Origin of the sequence: Parachlamydia sp., from assembly GCF_050255895.1 — a bacterium.
Taxonomy (GTDB): domain Bacteria; phylum Chlamydiota; class Chlamydiia; order Chlamydiales; family Parachlamydiaceae; genus Parachlamydia; species Parachlamydia acanthamoebae.
In genome coordinates, this window is the sequence record NZ_JBFWIR010000066.1 from 1 (window position 1) to 17,532 (window position 17,532).

At 35.4% G+C, this 17,532-nt stretch carries 16 protein-coding genes; 4 read left to right on the plus strand and 12 right to left on the minus strand.

The annotated features are described in order from the left end of the window. Positions 1-716, minus strand: a 716-nt coding sequence (locus tag AB7E63_RS10900) for an ABC transporter permease (RefSeq protein WP_428419489.1), incomplete at its 3' end; no start/stop codon positions are given. A 2-nt stretch (positions 717-718) separates the two neighbouring features. Further along, on the minus strand, positions 719-1,693 hold the full coding sequence (locus tag AB7E63_RS10905) for an ABC transporter ATP-binding protein (protein ID WP_428419491.1): 975 nt from the start codon (positions 1,691-1,693) through the stop codon (positions 719-721). Between the two features lie 240 nt (positions 1,694-1,933). On the opposite strand from AB7E63_RS10905, the gene AB7E63_RS10910 reads away from it, so the two are divergent. Next, positions 1,934-3,577: a hypothetical protein gene (locus AB7E63_RS10910; protein ID WP_284452981.1), complete on the plus strand. Its 1,644-nt coding sequence runs from the start codon at positions 1,934-1,936 to the stop codon at positions 3,575-3,577. A gap of 33 nt (positions 3,578-3,610) precedes the next feature. On the opposite strand, the gene AB7E63_RS10915 is transcribed toward AB7E63_RS10910, so the two are convergent. The 6 genes from AB7E63_RS10915 to AB7E63_RS10940 all read right to left on the minus strand — a co-directional run bounded on the left by AB7E63_RS10915 (position 3,611) and on the right by AB7E63_RS10940 (position 7,846). Beyond that, positions 3,611-3,976 (minus strand): 4a-hydroxytetrahydrobiopterin dehydratase, encoded by a 366-nt coding sequence (locus AB7E63_RS10915; RefSeq protein WP_006341175.1) that lies wholly within the window; start codon positions 3,974-3,976, stop codon positions 3,611-3,613. Beyond that, on the minus strand, positions 3,955-4,203 hold the full coding sequence (locus tag AB7E63_RS10920; protein WP_013924438.1) for a CBU_0592 family membrane protein: 249 nt from the start codon (positions 4,201-4,203) through the stop codon (positions 3,955-3,957). Before AB7E63_RS10920 ends, AB7E63_RS10915 begins: the two co-directional genes overlap by 22 nt. Then, positions 4,200-5,576, minus strand: a complete 1,377-nt coding sequence (locus AB7E63_RS10925; RefSeq protein ID WP_284452982.1) for a hypothetical protein — start codon at positions 5,574-5,576, stop codon at positions 4,200-4,202. Before AB7E63_RS10925 ends, AB7E63_RS10920 begins: the two co-directional genes overlap by 4 nt. Before the next feature lie 112 nt (positions 5,577-5,688). Next, positions 5,689-6,120, minus strand: a complete 432-nt coding sequence (locus tag AB7E63_RS10930) for a 6-pyruvoyl trahydropterin synthase family protein (RefSeq protein ID WP_006341172.1) — start codon at positions 6,118-6,120, stop codon at positions 5,689-5,691. Positions 6,121-6,133: 13 nt separating this feature from the next. Then, entirely contained in the window at positions 6,134-6,826 is a 693-nt protein-coding gene (locus tag AB7E63_RS10935; protein ID WP_428419494.1) for a glutamine amidotransferase, read from the minus strand. A gap of 255 nt (positions 6,827-7,081) precedes the next feature. Further along, complete coding sequence (locus AB7E63_RS10940) at positions 7,082-7,846, minus strand: hypothetical protein (RefSeq protein WP_284452984.1); 765 nt, start codon at positions 7,844-7,846, stop codon at positions 7,082-7,084. A gap of 268 nt (positions 7,847-8,114) precedes the next feature. Between AB7E63_RS10940 and AB7E63_RS10945 the strand changes: the two genes are divergently transcribed. Both AB7E63_RS10945 and AB7E63_RS10950 read left to right on the plus strand, forming a co-directional pair. Next, positions 8,115-9,764 carry an ankyrin repeat domain-containing protein gene (locus tag AB7E63_RS10945; RefSeq protein ID WP_428419496.1) on the plus strand — a complete coding sequence of 550 codons (1,650 nt, stop codon included), beginning with the start codon at positions 8,115-8,117 and terminating at the stop codon, positions 9,762-9,764. 27 nt (positions 9,765-9,791) lie between these two features. After that, the gene (locus tag AB7E63_RS10950) at positions 9,792-10,280 is read left to right on the plus strand and encodes an ankyrin repeat domain-containing protein (RefSeq protein WP_428419502.1); all 489 of its coding nucleotides are present in this window, start codon (positions 9,792-9,794) and stop codon (positions 10,278-10,280) included. Positions 10,281-11,202: 922 nt separating this feature from the next. Here AB7E63_RS10950 and AB7E63_RS10955 read toward each other — a convergent pair. The 4 genes from AB7E63_RS10955 to AB7E63_RS10970 are packed head-to-tail and all read right to left on the minus strand — an operon-like array spanning position 11,203 to position 14,765. Beyond that, positions 11,203-12,981 (minus strand): ABC transporter ATP-binding protein, encoded by a 1,779-nt coding sequence (locus AB7E63_RS10955; RefSeq protein WP_284452947.1) that lies wholly within the window; start codon positions 12,979-12,981, stop codon positions 11,203-11,205. Between the two features lie 8 nt (positions 12,982-12,989). After that, the gene (locus tag AB7E63_RS10960) at positions 12,990-13,931 is read right to left on the minus strand and encodes a DUF4135 domain-containing protein (RefSeq protein ID WP_284452948.1); all 942 of its coding nucleotides are present in this window, start codon (positions 13,929-13,931) and stop codon (positions 12,990-12,992) included. Between the two features lies 1 nt (position 13,932). Next, positions 13,933-14,538 carry a DUF4135 domain-containing protein gene (locus AB7E63_RS10965; protein WP_284452949.1) on the minus strand — a complete coding sequence of 202 codons (606 nt, stop codon included), beginning with the start codon at positions 14,536-14,538 and terminating at the stop codon, positions 13,933-13,935. Between the two features lie 56 nt (positions 14,539-14,594). Then, complete coding sequence (locus tag AB7E63_RS10970) at positions 14,595-14,765, minus strand: hypothetical protein (protein ID WP_284452950.1); 171 nt, start codon at positions 14,763-14,765, stop codon at positions 14,595-14,597. A gap of 691 nt (positions 14,766-15,456) precedes the next feature. On the opposite strand from AB7E63_RS10970, the gene AB7E63_RS10975 reads away from it, so the two are divergent. After that, entirely contained in the window at positions 15,457-17,070 is a 1,614-nt protein-coding gene (locus AB7E63_RS10975) for a hypothetical protein (RefSeq protein ID WP_428419500.1), read from the plus strand. The last annotated feature ends 462 nt before the right edge of the window (positions 17,071-17,532 follow it).

Below are 17,532 nucleotides of genomic sequence, written 5' to 3' on the forward strand. Positions count from 1 at the left end.
GTCCAGACCAAAATTATACACACATGACGAACTAGTTCATCATTTGTAAACCCACCCTGAAGCATCTTTACGCTAAAATATCCAAAATAGGGAAACGGCGTATTGGAAGCGACTAAAGCCAAATTAGGTGGCAGAAGGTCTAAAGGAGCAATAACGCCGCCGAATAATAGCATACATCCTTGAAACAGACGTTTCAAAGGCCACATTTCAACTAACCAAAAAGCAAATTGGCTAACACATAATCCAAAGCAAAATGTCAGTAGCAAGCAGCTGACCAAAACACTCGACGTAAAAAAATTAATATAAATATCGATTGGTAAATCTAAAAAATTAAACACTACAGCTACAAAAAGAGACATAATGATCAAAGGCGGTATTTTAGAAGATAAATACTTGGCCAAAACATGTATTTCAAAGTTAATGGGCTTCACTAAAAATGAACTTAGAATCCCTTTACGAATAAGCGGCTGCATTTCAAACATATGGTTTGGATAAAACAACAGAGATGTCACTGAAATTAAGGCAAAATAAGAAGCTATGTCAGTCCAATTATATCCATTAATTTCGCTCTTATTCTCAAAAATGATCGACCAGACGGTGAGAGAAAGTAAAAGCTGCGTAATACGTAGAACATACGCAAACAAAAAATTAAACCGGTAGGACATATCTTTTGATAAGTGGGCTTTAAATATTAAAAAATAGGCTTGAAAGGACATGATCAATCCTTTTCATTAAAAAGTGTAAAAATAGCCTCTTCAAAAGACATTTCTTCTGTTTTCAGCTGAGTTATCGGCACCTTCTCAATAATTTCAGAGAGATTTTTTTGCAGGTCCTCAGGAGAGCAGGAGAGTGAAAATTGTTGCGCAGAAACCCTTTCGATTGGTTGTGAAAGTTGAAAACTGTCGTTATTTTCAGTTGAAAAATAGATCTTATGAGAATGCCGACAACAATGATTTTTTAAAGATTGGATGGAGCCATCATAGCAAATAGAACCCTTCTTGATGACCATAACCCTTTGAGCAAGAACCTCTATATCCTTCATATAGTGACTGGTTATAATAATCGTTGTCTTAAATGCCTGATTGATCCAATGCAAAAAATCTCTTATAACGCGTTGACTAACCAAATCTAAACCAATCGTAGGTTCATCTAAAAAAAGTACTTTGGGTTGATGAATAAGAGAAGCAATGAGTTCAAATTTCATTCGCTCCCCTAATGATAAATGTCGGACGGGAGTGTCTAACAATTCATGGATGGACAACATCTCTATAAACTGTTTTAAACGTTTTTTAAATTCTTCTTTTCGAATCTGATAGATTTCAGAAATGATGTTAAGCGTATCTATAGCTGGAATATCCCATAGAAGTTGGCTCTTCTGACCCATTACAACCCCTATTTGCAAAAGATAATTTCTATCTTTTTGATAGGGTATTTTCGACAACACTGAAACGGTTCCCGAAGAGGGATGAATTAATCCGGACAAAATTTTTAGTAATGTGGTTTTACCCGCACCATTTGGCCCTAATAGCCCTATGACTTCACCTTCAGCTATTGAAAATGAAATATTATTCAGCGCCTGTTTCTTTATTTTTTCACGAATAAAAAAATCTTTTACGGAGTTAAAAATCCCTTCTTTTTTTTTATAGGATTGGTAAAAATGGTTTAAATTTTCTACATCAATATTTTTTTTCATCTTCCATCCAGCATAAACCTTTAGCGTAAATAGACTGTTCAATCGATTTAATTTTCTCAACAATTTTTTTAGATTGTAACTCATTAAAAAATGCCATACCAAAAAAAAATATGCTTTGCCAAAAAAGTTGCTAAACAGCAGAAAAAATAGGATTAGAATCTTCTTGATGTCAATATAAAAATTGACTATATTCTTCGAAGTATGGTTCTATATCATTCAAATTTAAACTAAGGGCTGTAAATGCTTTATCTTGAACATTTGGATCGAAAATTAAATCATTATAGCTTGGGAATTCATTCAGGTAGCGAAAAAATAGCTTCTAAGCAAGTTTTAGAAAAAGTTAAAAAGCAGGTAGAATGCATAAAAAATGCTCACTCAGATTTGCGATCAGGTTCCAGCAAAAAACTCATCGATTTATGTAAATGCTGCGTTGCCTATTTAGATGGATTACAAAAAGCACACACATTACGAAACATCTTGAAAAACGCGATTGATATCAGTGATGAAACATCACCCACTTTAACATTTCATGCAATGCTTGAAAAGGTCATCACGATTTATGACAAGCATCCTAAAACGATAAGTGAATCTAGAAAAGTTTCTGAAATCAAAAAACTCATCGCAAATATTCAGTCCTCTCGAGATCAATCCGCCCCCATTACTAAATTGAGTGAAAAATGCAAAGTAATAGAATCCAGCAAGAGTGCAAAAACCCTCGCTAACATTTTAAAGGCGGTACGGAGAGCAACTCTAAATAAAGTTCAAAAAAACTCCATGTACTTTGAAAGTATCTCACAGCGCCAAGACATACAGCCCATTATTCCCTCAAAAATAACACCGGTGGCTGTTTTCATTTGGAATCCACATAACTATGGCCTACAAATAGGCAGTGTAGGGCATGTTGCCATTAAAACACCCACAACCTATGCTAGTTTTTGGCCGGCTAGGGGAGAATCGCAAAAATATAGTATCAAAAAAGGCGTGTCAAGCCAGCGCCATAGCTATTTCGAAGACCTCCGAGAAGAAGGGCGTCCACCAGATCACAAGTTTGTTTTATATAGCTTGGATGCAGCAGCTATTGATGAAGCGTATAAAGTTTTAGCCAACTTAGAATGGAAAGCGGGAGCTTGTGATAGTACGCATTGCAATAAATTCACCGCCAGGAATTGCTCAAGCATGTCGGCAACTTTACTAGTTCTAGGTGGTCTAAGAAACCTTTTTCCTGAAAATGAGAGCGATAAAATCTTTTCCATCATCCAAAGTGCCGATACGATAAGAAATCAGGTACATGCTCTAAAGAAAACTATAGATACAAAAAAAAGAGAAATGCCTCCTGCTTGCACGGTAAAAGACAGCAATGTCTTCGACGTCAGCGGAGCACTGGGTGCTATCGGCGTGAATTTATGGAATTCTTTGATTGGCAACGAAGTCATCCTTCCAAACAATTTTCTTGATCCTATAAAAAAGGCCTCTCTGCTTGAAGAAATTAAATTTGAAGAAGAGATCATTGCATTTAAAAAAGTGAGGATTGAAGAAAAGCGTTTGATTGAACAAAAAATCCAAGATATTGGCAAAAGATCCATTCGGGATTTACTCAGGAACTTTAAAAATAAATTGATTTATATAAACTGGGCATTAAATTCTTTGGAAGGAAGGAGAACTTATAAAAAAACATATCCAAAGCTCTATGAACAACAAGCCCATTACCAAACAACCTTTGATTTTGTGCACCATAGCTATAAAAAATTATACAGGACTGTTTCAAATTCCGCCCTTTCTGACGAGGAGATCTTAGAAATTGCAACCCCTTTATTAAACGGGATTGAAGAACTTTCGGAAATTTATAATGCCATTGATCACACACTGATTATTCAAAAAAATTGAATAAAAGTTTAGGGTGTAGCTTTCCCTTAAAAATTAATTAAAATGCTCTGAGAGGTACTTTTCAATTTTTGCTGCCAATATAAAATCGGCTAAACTTAGAGCAGAGATATTGTGCGTCGTTAAGAGCAGAGTCATCTTTTTATAACCTAAATAGATATCAGGATGGTGGTTATGTTCTTCAGCCTGTCGAGCTAACCAATTCACTAAATCAACACCCTCCATATAATTAGAAAAAGAAAGCTGTCTTTCAATGTGAGTGAAAGTTGTATCAATCGACCAATTGGGCCCAAGCTCTAAAATAAGATGATTGATTTGATCTTTGGAAAGAGGTTGGAAAACAACAGCCCTCTCACTGAGATCGTTCTGAGCTAAATCCTTTATACCTTTTTGCGAATCCATCTTAATATTTCCCCGTAAATGCTAATCCCAAACCAAAAAATTTCTATAACAACAGATGAAGTATTCCAGTGAAAAAAAAGTGAATAAAGAATCAGAAGTGCTCCTACAGCATTAATGGCCGAATAGTAAGAATCTGTCACTTTGACAAGGGATGCTTGTAAAAGAAAATAAGCTCCAAGCACACATCCAACCCCTAGCATGCCAATAACGTCGGCGAAATCTATCATGGAACAATTCCCTTTAAACAATATGACTGAATAGAGTGACTTTTTTTCTCAAATGACGAAAATGTTTGCTTCAAAGCTGTGAGCATATGCAAGGCTGCCTTATTAGGTGAAATCGGTTGATTTTGATAGAAGATATCATGATTGTGAAACCAGCCTTCATACATCCCTCGTTGAACAAGGCTATCTGTATTTAATCGCATCACATCATACCATGTAATCGAATCTCGAGATGTTTGCATTTTTTCACGTAATTGAAGCTTCTTAATCGTTTCATTTAATGCAACGCTTCTGGGTTCGTTAGGAGGAATAGCCTGTTGCTTTATAATTTGCAGCATTTTATCAATTTCTTCAGGAATATTGGTATCATAATCGACTTGTAGCCGATTGATTTCTTCGGTCAATTCTTCAAATTTTAAGTCAAAAGGATGGATGATAATGTGAAGAGGCCATAAATAGATATTCACAAGATAATTGCTGACGCGCTGTACATATGAGGGGGAATTTTCTTTAAGCAAAATTTGAAGAAATGCATAAACCTCGGTGAAATATTTCTTTGCCTTAGAAATCAGCTGTTGTTTGTCCCCTTCTCCCATCATATTTCCTGTAATAAGGCGATGAGTACGATGAGCCCAATATTCATAGTTAAAGGTATCCAACATATCTGCCCCCCATTTATCAATCACACTATGTTCATTCACTAAAGACATGGGAGAAACTTTGCCTATTCCAAATGAAGGATTCGTATAAAGCGCAATATGATGAACATAATCATGAATAGCTCCATCCCACGCCTGATTATATAAATCTCCCAAGTGTTCATAATGCTGCTTTTTCATCATGGTCATCACTTCTGCATCAAGAGTTGTGATGCTCAAAATGATACCGCAGCCATTGCCTTGCACATCTTTTCTTTCAACACGGATAAATCCCCAACTGTTATAAAAGCCAGAAAACCTATACCGACGTGGAAAAGAAAAGGTTAAGTCTTTCCACTCAGGCAGCTGTTTTTGAATGATCGGATGAATGACTCGATCTGTTAAGTGTTGTAAATTTTGCGGATTTTCCTGAAAAAAAGCTTCGGAAATCACATGATTATGGGACAAGTAAAGAACCCCACTAAGTTTAGGAGTTTGAAGAAATAATTCTCCTAAATCGATGGGTAGCAAGTCCCCATAAATATGACTACAGGTATTTTCTTCATTCAATTGCTGTTCCCAAATCTTAAGAAAATGCCCCACCTGATGAAGTTCTAAAGCAATAAGCTCATCAAAGTTCATGCTTTTTAAATGCTGAATAAAGGCAAAGAACGCTCCATTTTGATGAAAATCTTCGGGAGAAATATCCCCAATCACTCGATTCCAATTTGCAACCATTAAAGTTTTACCTCGATAATTTTCAGCTAAGACTCAAAATTCTGCAAACAAATCTGAAAGAATCTCTCTCAGATCCATTACGAAGGTTAATGCATGGTCAAAACACAACGTTCTATAAACTAACCTCCGCATAGCAATTGTCAGTCTCATGAACAACAACCTTGGTAATCATCACATTGCTACCCGCAAGCACCTTAGGTGAAACTTCACGTAATAAATAAATAGCGATTTCTTCGGCTGTCGGATTAAAAGGACAAATAAACGGCTCTTTTTTTCTTGGTAAGGAACGCAAAGCTTGGATGAGCTCTTTGTCATGTTCACAAACTAAAAATGTGTGGTCCCAATGTTCGTCGATCCATCCACCGACCTTTTCTTTTAAAACCGAAAAGTCGATGACACGTCCAAGTGAATCCAATTGTGGAGCTTCCGCTGTGAGATGCACATAATAATTATGACCATGAGCTGTTGCGCACTTATTTTCATGATTCATCACACGGTGACCTGCGCAAAAATGAATTTTCCGCGTACATTTGACTGTATTCATCTTGAATTCCTTGTTATAGAGAATTTAACCAATCACAAATGCATTTTTGAGATTGTTTTTTCAAATCATAAGAAAATTGGACTGTATCTTGCTGGAATTTCTTCAGAGACTGGCCTTGTAGCATAAGAACTTCTTGCTGCATCCATTTCTCTAAACACCATCTAGTAACTTCTGGGTGACACTGAAAGGCAAGAATGGAATGACCAATGGCAAAAATTTGGTTCTTACAAAGTTCCGTCGAAGCTAAAAGTTCAGCTCCTGATGGTAGATCAAACGTATCATGATGCCAGTGGAACATTGAGGTATAGAGACCCCCTAAATATTTGACGCATGACTGTTTTCCTTTTTCGGAAAGAATTAATGGCGACCAGCCAATTTCTAACGTATCAGCAGGGTACACACGTTCTCCAAGAGCTCTTGCCATTAACTGGCTTCCCAAACAAATTCCGAGTGTTGGAAGACCTAAATCAAAGCGTTGTTTAAGCAATGTCACTTCATCTAAAAGGAAAGGATGTTCTTTATCCTGATAAGCATTTAAAGGCCCACCAAGAATGCAAAGTAGATCAATTGATTTTAAGTCTAATTGTCTTAAATCATCTACACCGGCACTTTTATAGGAAATTTTGTATCCATTACTCATAAAAATAGATTCCCAATACCCTAATCTTTCATGAGCAATGTGACGAATAACCGTTAACGTTTTCAAATTTATTTTTCTCGTTCTGTTATATGCTGAGCGTATAAAAATGCTAAAAAAAAGAAAAGACTTATTCAATATGCCCTTTTTTCATCATCAATTATTAACTCTCTTACATGCTTTTCAACGACCTTTTTACTCGAGATGATCTCCCAAATCGATTTCATCATAGAGGAACAGGCAATACCTGCTCACAATTTCATGAGAGAACCAAATTTCCAAAATGTAATCTAAATAATGGGGCACTTGACTTGAAGAGCTTCTTTATCGAAGCTCGGCTTCAGGTTCAGAAGACAAGGAAAGATCTAAAGTAATTTTTGTATGAACGGATTCTGAATACCCTATCAACATCCTTTTCCATTCAATTTCTATTGAAGGTAAGCCTTTTTCGATATCATATCTTTCATTAGGTTTGTATTGCGTGTAATCTCCCAAGTCTGCCTCTAAAAATTTTTTAATTTTATCTAAAAAGGAGCTGGGATGAATGGTCTGCTTAAATATAGCATAAGAAAATCCTCTTGCCTGTATTCTATGCGCGGCCTCAATGTATCTTCGCGTATATTCCTCTTTGGCAAAAGCATAAATGGGTATTTGGCCTAATTTTATCTCATTCTCTTTTTCAAAACTTTTCCTGTCTCTATAGCAAACAACATGAATAACACGATATTGAACAACCATCTCTGCATCAGTTGGACTTAGAATTAAAGCTTCTGGAAAACCATTTTTTACCCGAAGATGCGCATAATGTGTTGTTAGAATTTCCTGTATTTTTTTCACTCCTGGTACAGAATGTTTATACATACTTGCAGCTTGAAGGGAACATCTTCCCCCATAATAATGGCCAGCTGTAAAATGTCTAGTTGCTTGGATATGCAGCATCTCTTGAAAGGCTCTAGAACTAAAAATGACTATTTTTAGTTCTATTTCACCCGTTGAATTCTGTGTCGGTCTGATATAAGTATAGAGGTCATTTATTCCCTCATGTATAAACGAATGGGTTCTTGATAAACACTCTGATGGGCATTGCATAATCAAATTCCTTTCTAGTCGTATATAGCGGACATAAAACTCAAAATGCTTTTTATTGGCAAGAAATTACTTTTGAGCTGAATGGAATATATTCGGACAAATCTTGGACATCTCTCTTTCATAGATATTGTGGTATGCAAGGCAAATTAAACCAACCTTGATATTTCTATCGATGAAAATAGCTCTGGATCTTCTAAGTCCTTTTTATTTACTTTTTTTGTTGGATACTATATAATTAATTTTTAATTAACTAAAAAAGTAATCTCCCATGAATGTTAGCAATAAATATTTTGATGTTATTATTAAGAATAATACTTTTTATATAGTCGAACATTCTTCCAAACAGAAAAAGCATCATTCAGCGATATCCACACTGAATAAAATAGAAAAAATCATAAAGAATAATTTAAATTACTCCGACGACCATCTGGATAACTATTCAAGTTTATCTAAAATAAAATTGTGGAAAATCCTTAAAGCGAAATCAACTGAAATTCATCACGGATACACACAAAAACAATCAAAATTAAACTGGTTTGTGAGGAAAATTTTTAGTAGAGGAAAAAAAGTTAACGCAATTCATGAAAGAATTAAAAATTTTATCCCTCCGCCTCCAGTTTTCCCCCTTCCAAATGAATTAATTCAGGGAATAACGGACCATCTAAGTCTTTCTGATCTATCAGCTTTTGCAAGATTAAATCACAACGGAAATGAACATGCGACAGCTTCAATGGATAGGCTTGCTCGAAAATTTGGATATGAAGGACCCTATTCCGAAGGATCCAAATATTTAAAAGATCTATTCAAAGAAATTAACCAAGTCTGGAGGATCAAGAAATTGTTACCCCCAGAATGCGTTGTTTATAAAAAAGCTAAGAATGGCGGTGATTCCATAGATCCAATCAAAACTTTGCAAAATCTTAAAACACTACAATCCAAATATATTCTTCCAATTCTTGCAAATAAGTTTTTTTATACATCAGCTTTTCAAAAATTCCGAAAAATTTTTAATATTAATGGCAATTGGCCATTATCGGAACCTAGTGATAGCCTCAAAAAAATTGGGAATAAAGCGCTCGTATTGGCTGTGAAGCATGGGGAAAAAGAAATCGTTAAACTTCTTCTAAGATATGGAATCGATTTGGCCATTAATGCAACAGACAAATATGGTAATACAGCATTAAGTACTGCAATATTCTTTGATAACAAGCTAGAATTCATCCAATTCTTAATCGATGAAGGAGCTGACGTAAATATAGCAAATGCGGCTGGCATTACACCATTGATCTTGTCAAACTCTTCAGAAATGACTCATTTATTACTCGAAGCTGGGGCAACAGCCACTATTGACAATGAGTCTAAAGAAGGAACTGCTTTACATGTAGCTGCGAGTGAAGGATCGCTAGAAATCGTTAAATCTTTAGTGGAACATGGAGCTACAGTTAACGCTAGGCGTCAGGATGGGTGTACGGCACTTTATATAGCTGTAGTTCGAGGACATAAAGAAATAGTTGCGTATCTTATTAGTAAACAAGCAGATGTAAACACAGTCAATATCCGAGGAAATACCCCATTAATACATTCTAAATCACCCGAAATCACTCTTTTGTTACTGGAATCAGGGGCAATAGCAACCATTGATCTACTTAGCCTTCAACCAGAGGTCGGCAATGCTTTGCATAGAGCAACTCGAGAGGGGGAACTTGAGATAGTTAAGCTCCTCATACAACGCGGGGCAAATATTAACATAGAGAATCTGCAAGATCTTACAGCTTTAGACTTGGCTGTAATAAATAAAAATACGGAGATTGTTAAATTTCTTATCAGCCAAAATGCTGATGTAAATAGAGTCAATGCTCAGGGAGATACCCCTTTGACCCTTTCGTTCTCATCAGAAATAACTCGCCTGTTATTATAAGCTGGAGCAACTGCTACAATTAACCATCTGTCTTATAGAGGCAGTGCCTTACACGAAGCAGCTCCCATGGGCGATCTTAAAATGATTAAATTCCTCATACAGCACGGGGCGAATATTCACATCGAGAGCCTGCAAGGTCTTACCGCGTTGGACTTAGCTGTAATGTATGGAATTACAAATGTTGTTAAGTTTCTTATCAGAAAAAATGTTGATGTAAATAGAGTCAATGCTCAGGGAGATACCCCTTTGACCCTTTCGTTCTCATCAGAAATAACTCGTCTGTTACTGAAAGCAGGAGCGTCTTCCACAATTAACCATCAGTCTAACACAGGCACGGCCTTACATAGGGCTGTTTCCAGCTCCATTCCCAAGATTAAAATAATTAAGCTCCTCGCAAAATATGGAGCTGATATGAATGCGAAAGACTCACATGGCAATACAGCCCTAGATTTAGCAAAGCAGCATAACTATAAAAAAATTGAGCGCTTACTTTCAAGTTTGGGAGCAACAGTCTAGCAATCTACTGCAAATTCTCGTGTTCTGTACCACGCTTTTCCCTTAGAACATACTTTTAACTTATAAGACCACACATTCTGAAGGCTTAAAGAGTATCAACAACAAACCTCAACGGATTCTCTAGGCCCAGTCGTTGTCATTCAAAAGCTACATGTTACACAACAGCCCTAGAATTGCAGCACATTTTAATAGCTGCAACTCAAAATTGGGGCCATTTTTCAAAATACAGGAAAAAGGTTTGATTGTTTTGCAAAATTTCAAATGCATTCTCAACAACCCAAACTCTGCTAATATGTAAGAAATCCCCTCGTAAAACTCATCGAAAATTGAATTTTCAGCATCTAAAAGAGACTTTGATCAGCATGAAAAAAAGCATTCACATAATATTTGAACGTGTTCAACTGCAAAAATAGCCAAAGATCTTTTACATCAACATCTTATAAAATCTTCTTTCAAATTTTAATGCCGTGATGTTAAAAGTTAGCGTTTACAAAGAGCAAAAGTCTTTGTCTATTTTTTGACTTACCAAAACGAATCAAAATAAAAGTAAATCGAGAAAGATTTGCAAAAGGGGATCTTGAATGCTTCCTGAAAGATTACATACAAATTTAGCCTATTATGAAATGGGTATCCACCGGCCCATCAATTTGAAGAAGCTACAAGAATTGCAAAAATAATTTTTAATTATTTTTATAAAGGAAAAGCTCTTTCAATCATAACTTATTGAAGTGTCTAATTTATCGAATGATTGATTAGCAGTTTATTCAAATAATATTAATTTTCATAACCACATCTGCACGACCAGACGCTTTATATTAAAATTGAAAATAGACATCAATATTTCTGTATTTTGTAAACTAAACGTGAAAATGTCCTAACCGGTTCGTATATTCTGATTTTCACAACATATCTCTCGCCAATCCTAATCAATGTAATATTGACTAGCTTGTATAGCATACAGTGCGAAATATTCCCCTTTAGACTCAATCAATTGATTATGAGTTCCATCTTCAATTAATTCTCCTTTCTTAAAGACAAGAATTCGATCAGCCATTTTAACAGAACCTAATCGATGTGTGATTAATAAGGCAGTCTTCCCTTCAACTTGCGCTGAAAACTTCTTGAAAATTTCTTGCTCACTTTGCGGATCTAGAGAAGAAGTTGGTTCATCTAAAATTAAAAAACTAGAATCTCTAAGAAATGCCCTGGACATTGCCAACTTTTGCCACTCTCCTCCCGAAAGAGCTGTACCATCAAATTCCTTGCCTAACGCGGTATTTAATCCACTCGGTAATCGTTCTAGTGTAGGCTGAAATCCTCCTTTTTGGACTGCATGCGAAATACGCTCTGGAGAAGCTTTCACATCTCCTAAGGCGACATTTTCATTAACTGTAAAGTAATATTGTCCAAAATCCTGAAAAACAGCACTGATTGCGGAACGCCAGCCTTTTAAATTTAAGCTTTTTAAATCTTTGCCATCAATTACAATAGTGCCTTCTGTAGGATCATAGAAGCGCAATAGTAATTTAACAATTGTTGATTTGCCTGCACCATTCTCTCCAACAATAGCTAATTTTTCCCCTTTCCTCATTGTAAAACTTACATTCGAAATAGCTTTTCGACCATCGGGATATGAAAAAGAAACGTTATCAAATCGAATCTCATGAAAAACTGTAGAGAAGGATTCATTACTCTGCTTAGCAAAAGGACAAGGATTACTCTTTATGAATAATCTGAGCTTGTCAAAGAAAAGCAAACAAGGTGCACACATTCCAAGATTTGATGCACAGCCTATTATTTGCAGCTGCGTCATTACTAGAGCTTGAATAGCAATTACTAAGCTGCCGAGCTGGAGTGTTCCTTGTTTAGCTCCTAATAAAATTAAACTAACTATCGCTATATTTCCCACAACCGTTATAGTGGATAGTAATACAAATAGAATGGCTTGTTTCCATCGGTTCTGGGAAATTTTCTGGTGCATTTGTTTAACTAAATCTTTGTAACGTTCTATAAGAAAATGGCCAAATCCAAAAAGACGCACCTCTTTTGCTACGCGATCATTAAGAATTAATGAAGAAACCCAAGCCGATTTCCGCGATTCAGGACTACAAAAAAGCATTTGATCCCATGCCTGTTTTTCAAACCAAATGGTTGCAATTGCATGAGGAAGACTTGAAACGAGTATTCCGAAAGGAATCCACCACCCAAGAGAACCTAAAAGCAATAAAACTGATAACAAGGAAATCCCATCCTTAAGAAAGCCTGTCAAAATGTAGACAAAATTTAGAGGCCTTCTAGAAGCTTCATTCTTTAAAAATAAGATTTCATCGTAAATTATCGATTTTTCAAAAGGAACCAAACTTTCAATCGCATTAGCTTTTTCCATAAGAAGAAGATTGCAATGCTCTAAGACTTTTTCATTTAAACGTAAACGAATAACAGAGATCACAGGGCTTAGAACGATATCAGCCAGCAACATACCAGCCCATAAAGTAACAAATCCAACAGGAAATATTGCAGAAGAATTTACCCAATCAACGATAGATTGAATGGCATAAAGGGAAACTGCTGGGATTAAACCTTGAAAAACGATAAAAAAAGACAAACACACTGTTTCAAATTGAGCAGCAACAAGCAGTATACGTATAGCCCATATAGCTGACTGAATAGCCTCAAGACCCTTTCTAAAATAATGTGCCATCTTCGATCCTAGTATTTCACGCCACTTGTACTTGCAGCCATTAAATGACGCGCAACAATCTCACAATCAAATAATTTCTTTTCTTCCGATCGAGCCATAAATTGTCTTCTCATAGACTCAACGGCTGTTTCTTTGAATACATCTGTATACCTATATCCATTCCCATCATATAGATGTTTTTCTCCAGGCAAATGGTAAAAGTATGGCACATTTAATGCTAAAAGATCAGAAACTTCATAATTTGTATAAATAGTATCTCCAAGCTTTTCTCTAAGAATTGCTTCAGAATAATTTCTGGATATATTTTCGGGCTGCTGCATTTTCCTTAGAAGAAACATATAGGACATTGTTTCTCTTATTACAATTCTTGACTGAACTAAGCCTACCTTTTCCCACCATTCTGTATTTTTAAGAATATCTGTCAGTTTGCAACTTATTCTATCATAAGCGTAACTATAACCTTCAATAACATTGGATAAATAATCACTAGCACTGTAAGACGAATTTGAAAAGATAGGGCAATGATGATGTAAAGACGGGTTTATTCCAAAATATCGCACCTGAATTTCATCAGTGTGATCATTAATGGCGTGGGTTTGAAAATGCTCTAATTTAATTCCATGCGGAGCTTGAAACGCTGAATTCAAATAATCGGAGGACTCTTCAGATACTTTTTGAATCAACAGAGTCGAAAGTATATTTTTTTGTTGAGCAATTGAACTTTCATAATTTTGAAAGAGCGTTTCATTGTCTATCAGTATTGGAAATCCGCCACTGGCAATTAGGTTTTCACAATGGCCATCGGTATAATTTAACGCATCAGCAACAGCCAACAAGACCCCAGCTCGGCAATAGAAATTCTTTACTTCTGAAAAAGTATCACATTCATCTTGGCAAATATACTCCATCCACCCATAACCATCTTTGGATAGAGTATTTAATGTGCGCAAATTATACGGATTCTCTTAATTCTAAACAAGTTACAAATTCTCCAAACAAAAGATCTGGTGATAAATCGACGGGCTTATAAATTACTTTATTTCCATCAGAAAACGTAATGAGGAGAGTTTGCTGTTTTCGATGGCGATCAGAATTTCTGAGCGGTTGTATCTCACTGATGAGCAGTTCAGGAGATAGTTTAAGCCACTTTTTTATTTCTTCTTTATCTTGCCAATATCTCTTAAAAAATAAAACAAGGCTATCAAATGTCTGAGTTATAAGGCTATCTAATAATTCAAATAAAAAAGGGTATTTTAAAATAATGTCCTTGGCCTGCCGAGTATATTCTTGATCATTGACAAAAAAACTTGCATATCTTGCTTCAGAGCTTTCTCCGAATAACTTTCTAGATTGCTTAGCCTCATGAAATTCAAAAACAATAGTAGGAAGTAACAATTGATCAAGTTCAATCAATAAGTTTGCGGAAAAATCAGTCAACAAGGTTTGCAACGGAACAGCAATACAAGTAAAATCGGAAAGAGTTTGTTGCGTTTGTTGTATTATTCTCTCTAAATAGGCAAAAAAATACTGTGCCCTAAACGCATCTTGAACTTTCATATTAGAAGCGAAGGTATCCATAACACATTTTGATGTCTTCAGCTTTCCTTACATCACTAAAAAAAATGAATTGTATTAATATTTGCTGGGAGAATCGGATTAGTAATTGGTCTATTGTCGCAAGTTCCCGTACCACAACAACGAGTTGTCATTAAACCAGGAACAGCAAAATCCCAATTTAATTTTACAGAATCTAGTTCTCTTTTGCCTAATACATCTTTCTTCATATAAAAACTCCTTTTATTATACGATAATCTTTAAACCCATCTTTTACATAATAGGATAAATGCCTCTGCGAGAAGAAAAAATATCACATTAAAACCTTGATATTGCTCCGTTATCCTCTTGCACAATTAAATCCATATAGGTTTAAAATCCATGCTTTTCCCCTCAGGGCATTATTTTTTAACCATTCTGAAGGCTTAAAGAGTATCAACAACAAACCTCAACGGATTCTCTAGGCCCAGTCGTTGTCATTCAAAAGCTACATGTTACACAACAGCCCTAGAATTGCAGCACATTTTAATGGCTGCAACTCAAAATTGGGGCCATTTTTCAAAATACAGGAAAAAGGTTTGATTGTTTTGCAAAATTTCAAATGCATTCTCAACAACCCAAACTCTGCTAATATGTAAGAAATCCACTCGTAAAACTCATCGAAAATTGAATTTTCAGCATCTAAAAGAGACTTTGATCAGCATGAAAAAAAGCATTCACATAATATTTGAACGTGTTCAACTGCAAAAATAGCCAAAGATCTTTTACATCAACATCTTATAAAATCTTCTTTCAAATTTTAATGCCGTGATGTTAAAAGTTAGCGTTTACAAAGAGCAAAAGTCTTTGTCTATTTTTTGACTTACCAAAACGAATCAAAATAAAAGTAAATCGAGAAAGATTTGCAAAAGGGGATCTTGAATGCTTCCTGAAAGATTACATACAAATTTAGCCTATTATGAAATGGGTATCCATCAAAACACTCCTGCAACTCTCTACATTCTAAAATACCTAAAAAAATATTCCACTCCAAATAAGACTAACGAACAAAAACTTATTGAAATCTGTCATTCAGCCATTCTTTATTTAGAGTCAACAAAACAAGCCTTTTCACTATCAAGCAAACTAAAAAAAATAATGATCAAGTATGCGCCTAGAGATCACCAAACAAGCTTGAAATGTATACTTGAATTTGCTTTCGACTGCTTTAAAAAGGATCATACTAAAGTAAAAGAAACGAAAAAGGCGCTCTCTCAACTTCAGCAGGTACTTAAAAAAGAAAAAGATTTGGAAAAATGTATTCGTTATTGTGAAAAAAATAAACTGCCGAAAAGTTTAAAAAAAGTCCTGCTCAACACGCTTTCTGCAACGACAATCAATCCTGAGCAAGAAGAAATCCCCTACTATCATTTGGCGATGAGATCTGTTGACATCTATATTTGGAAAGATAATTCAACTTCGCATGTCGCATTAAAAGTAGCCCGGCAGTACATGAGTTTTCGGCCTGTTGTGGACCAACAAAGATCAAAGTGCCGTAACCATTTTGACGACTTAAGAGATATAGGCCGTATAGCCGAGCATAAAATCACTCTCCATGGATTAGCAACGGATGAAATCATCGAAAAATTTGCCATCTTGAAACAACTAGATTGGCAAGAAACCACCGAAGAACATTGCACAAGTGCGCTCATAGGTTTATTGATTCTAGGAGGACTTAAAGGAAATTTTTCTTCTTTCCCTGATAGAAGAGATATCAAAATAATCCTAGAAGATGCCAGAAGAAGCTCCGCTATGCTTCAGATTGAGCAATTGAACGAGGAAGTTCACTATGATTATGTCCTAGAAGATAAAATCAAAAGTATTTTCAAAAATCATATCACGTTAAATCAACTCTTAAAAGTCCTTTCAAAAGCTCAAAAAAAAGAGGAAACGGAATTTGGAAAAACTTTAATCACTGAAAATAATACTGCAAAAAGAAAGGGAGACATTTATAAAGCTATCTACGCCCACACTGGTATTGATATTAAACTTAAGCTATTTCGTTTAAAAAAAGCGCTCATTCTGGGCTATTATAAATATCCAAAAGAGAATCCCATTCGGATAAGAGCTCATTTTCTGTATGAAATGGTCCATGAATTGTTCTCTAAAATGATCTACGAATATCTGGACTTAAGAAATGAGGTAACCTTTGATAATTGTAAAGCCTTCTTTAACCTTATTGATCAAATAAACGTGACTGATAGACAAGAAAGCTATAACGAAAAACCTTTTTATTTTGATTTTCTAAATGATCTACTAAAGAGCTATCCTGATGAGGGCAAGACTGGCGAAGAGGCAGAAAAATACATTGAACAAACAAAAGAACTGAAAGAAAAATGGTCTTTTCGAATAAGACATCTAAAAAACCTCGTAACCAAAATATTGGCTCATGATGTTCAATTACCAAAAGCCCCTATTGAATTTGATCAAATTCTCGATCTTGTTCATGGGATTTATGCAAACACGGTTTCTACTTATAATTTAAGAGGCAGCTAAGTAGCAGTTTTTTTGACAAAATGCACCGAATTACTTAAGAACGTGATAAAGATGTGAGGACAATGAGGCTCGAGCACCCTAATGCCTTGACAAATCGATTTTATATTCAAGAATGACAAAAGACTTCTTGAACATAACATCTGTAATTCACCTTATTGGAAGTAGCTATGGCGAATTCATTTCACTTTTGAAAGGAGAAATAAAAATTATCTCCTTTCCAAGCTAATTTACTCGAGATCATTTGTAGATTCCAATAATTCATTAATTTCGCTATTAAATAGAACATGTTTTTCGAAATTTAAACCTACACATTTGAAGCTCGCTTTTGTCTCTATCAGGGCTAACGCATGAAGATTTTACTTGATAAATGAAGAGATGATAATTGATCTTGGTTCCTTTTCAAAGGAGCCGTATAATGTTAGATCAATCTATTCAATCAAGTTCGATCATGATTCATTTTTC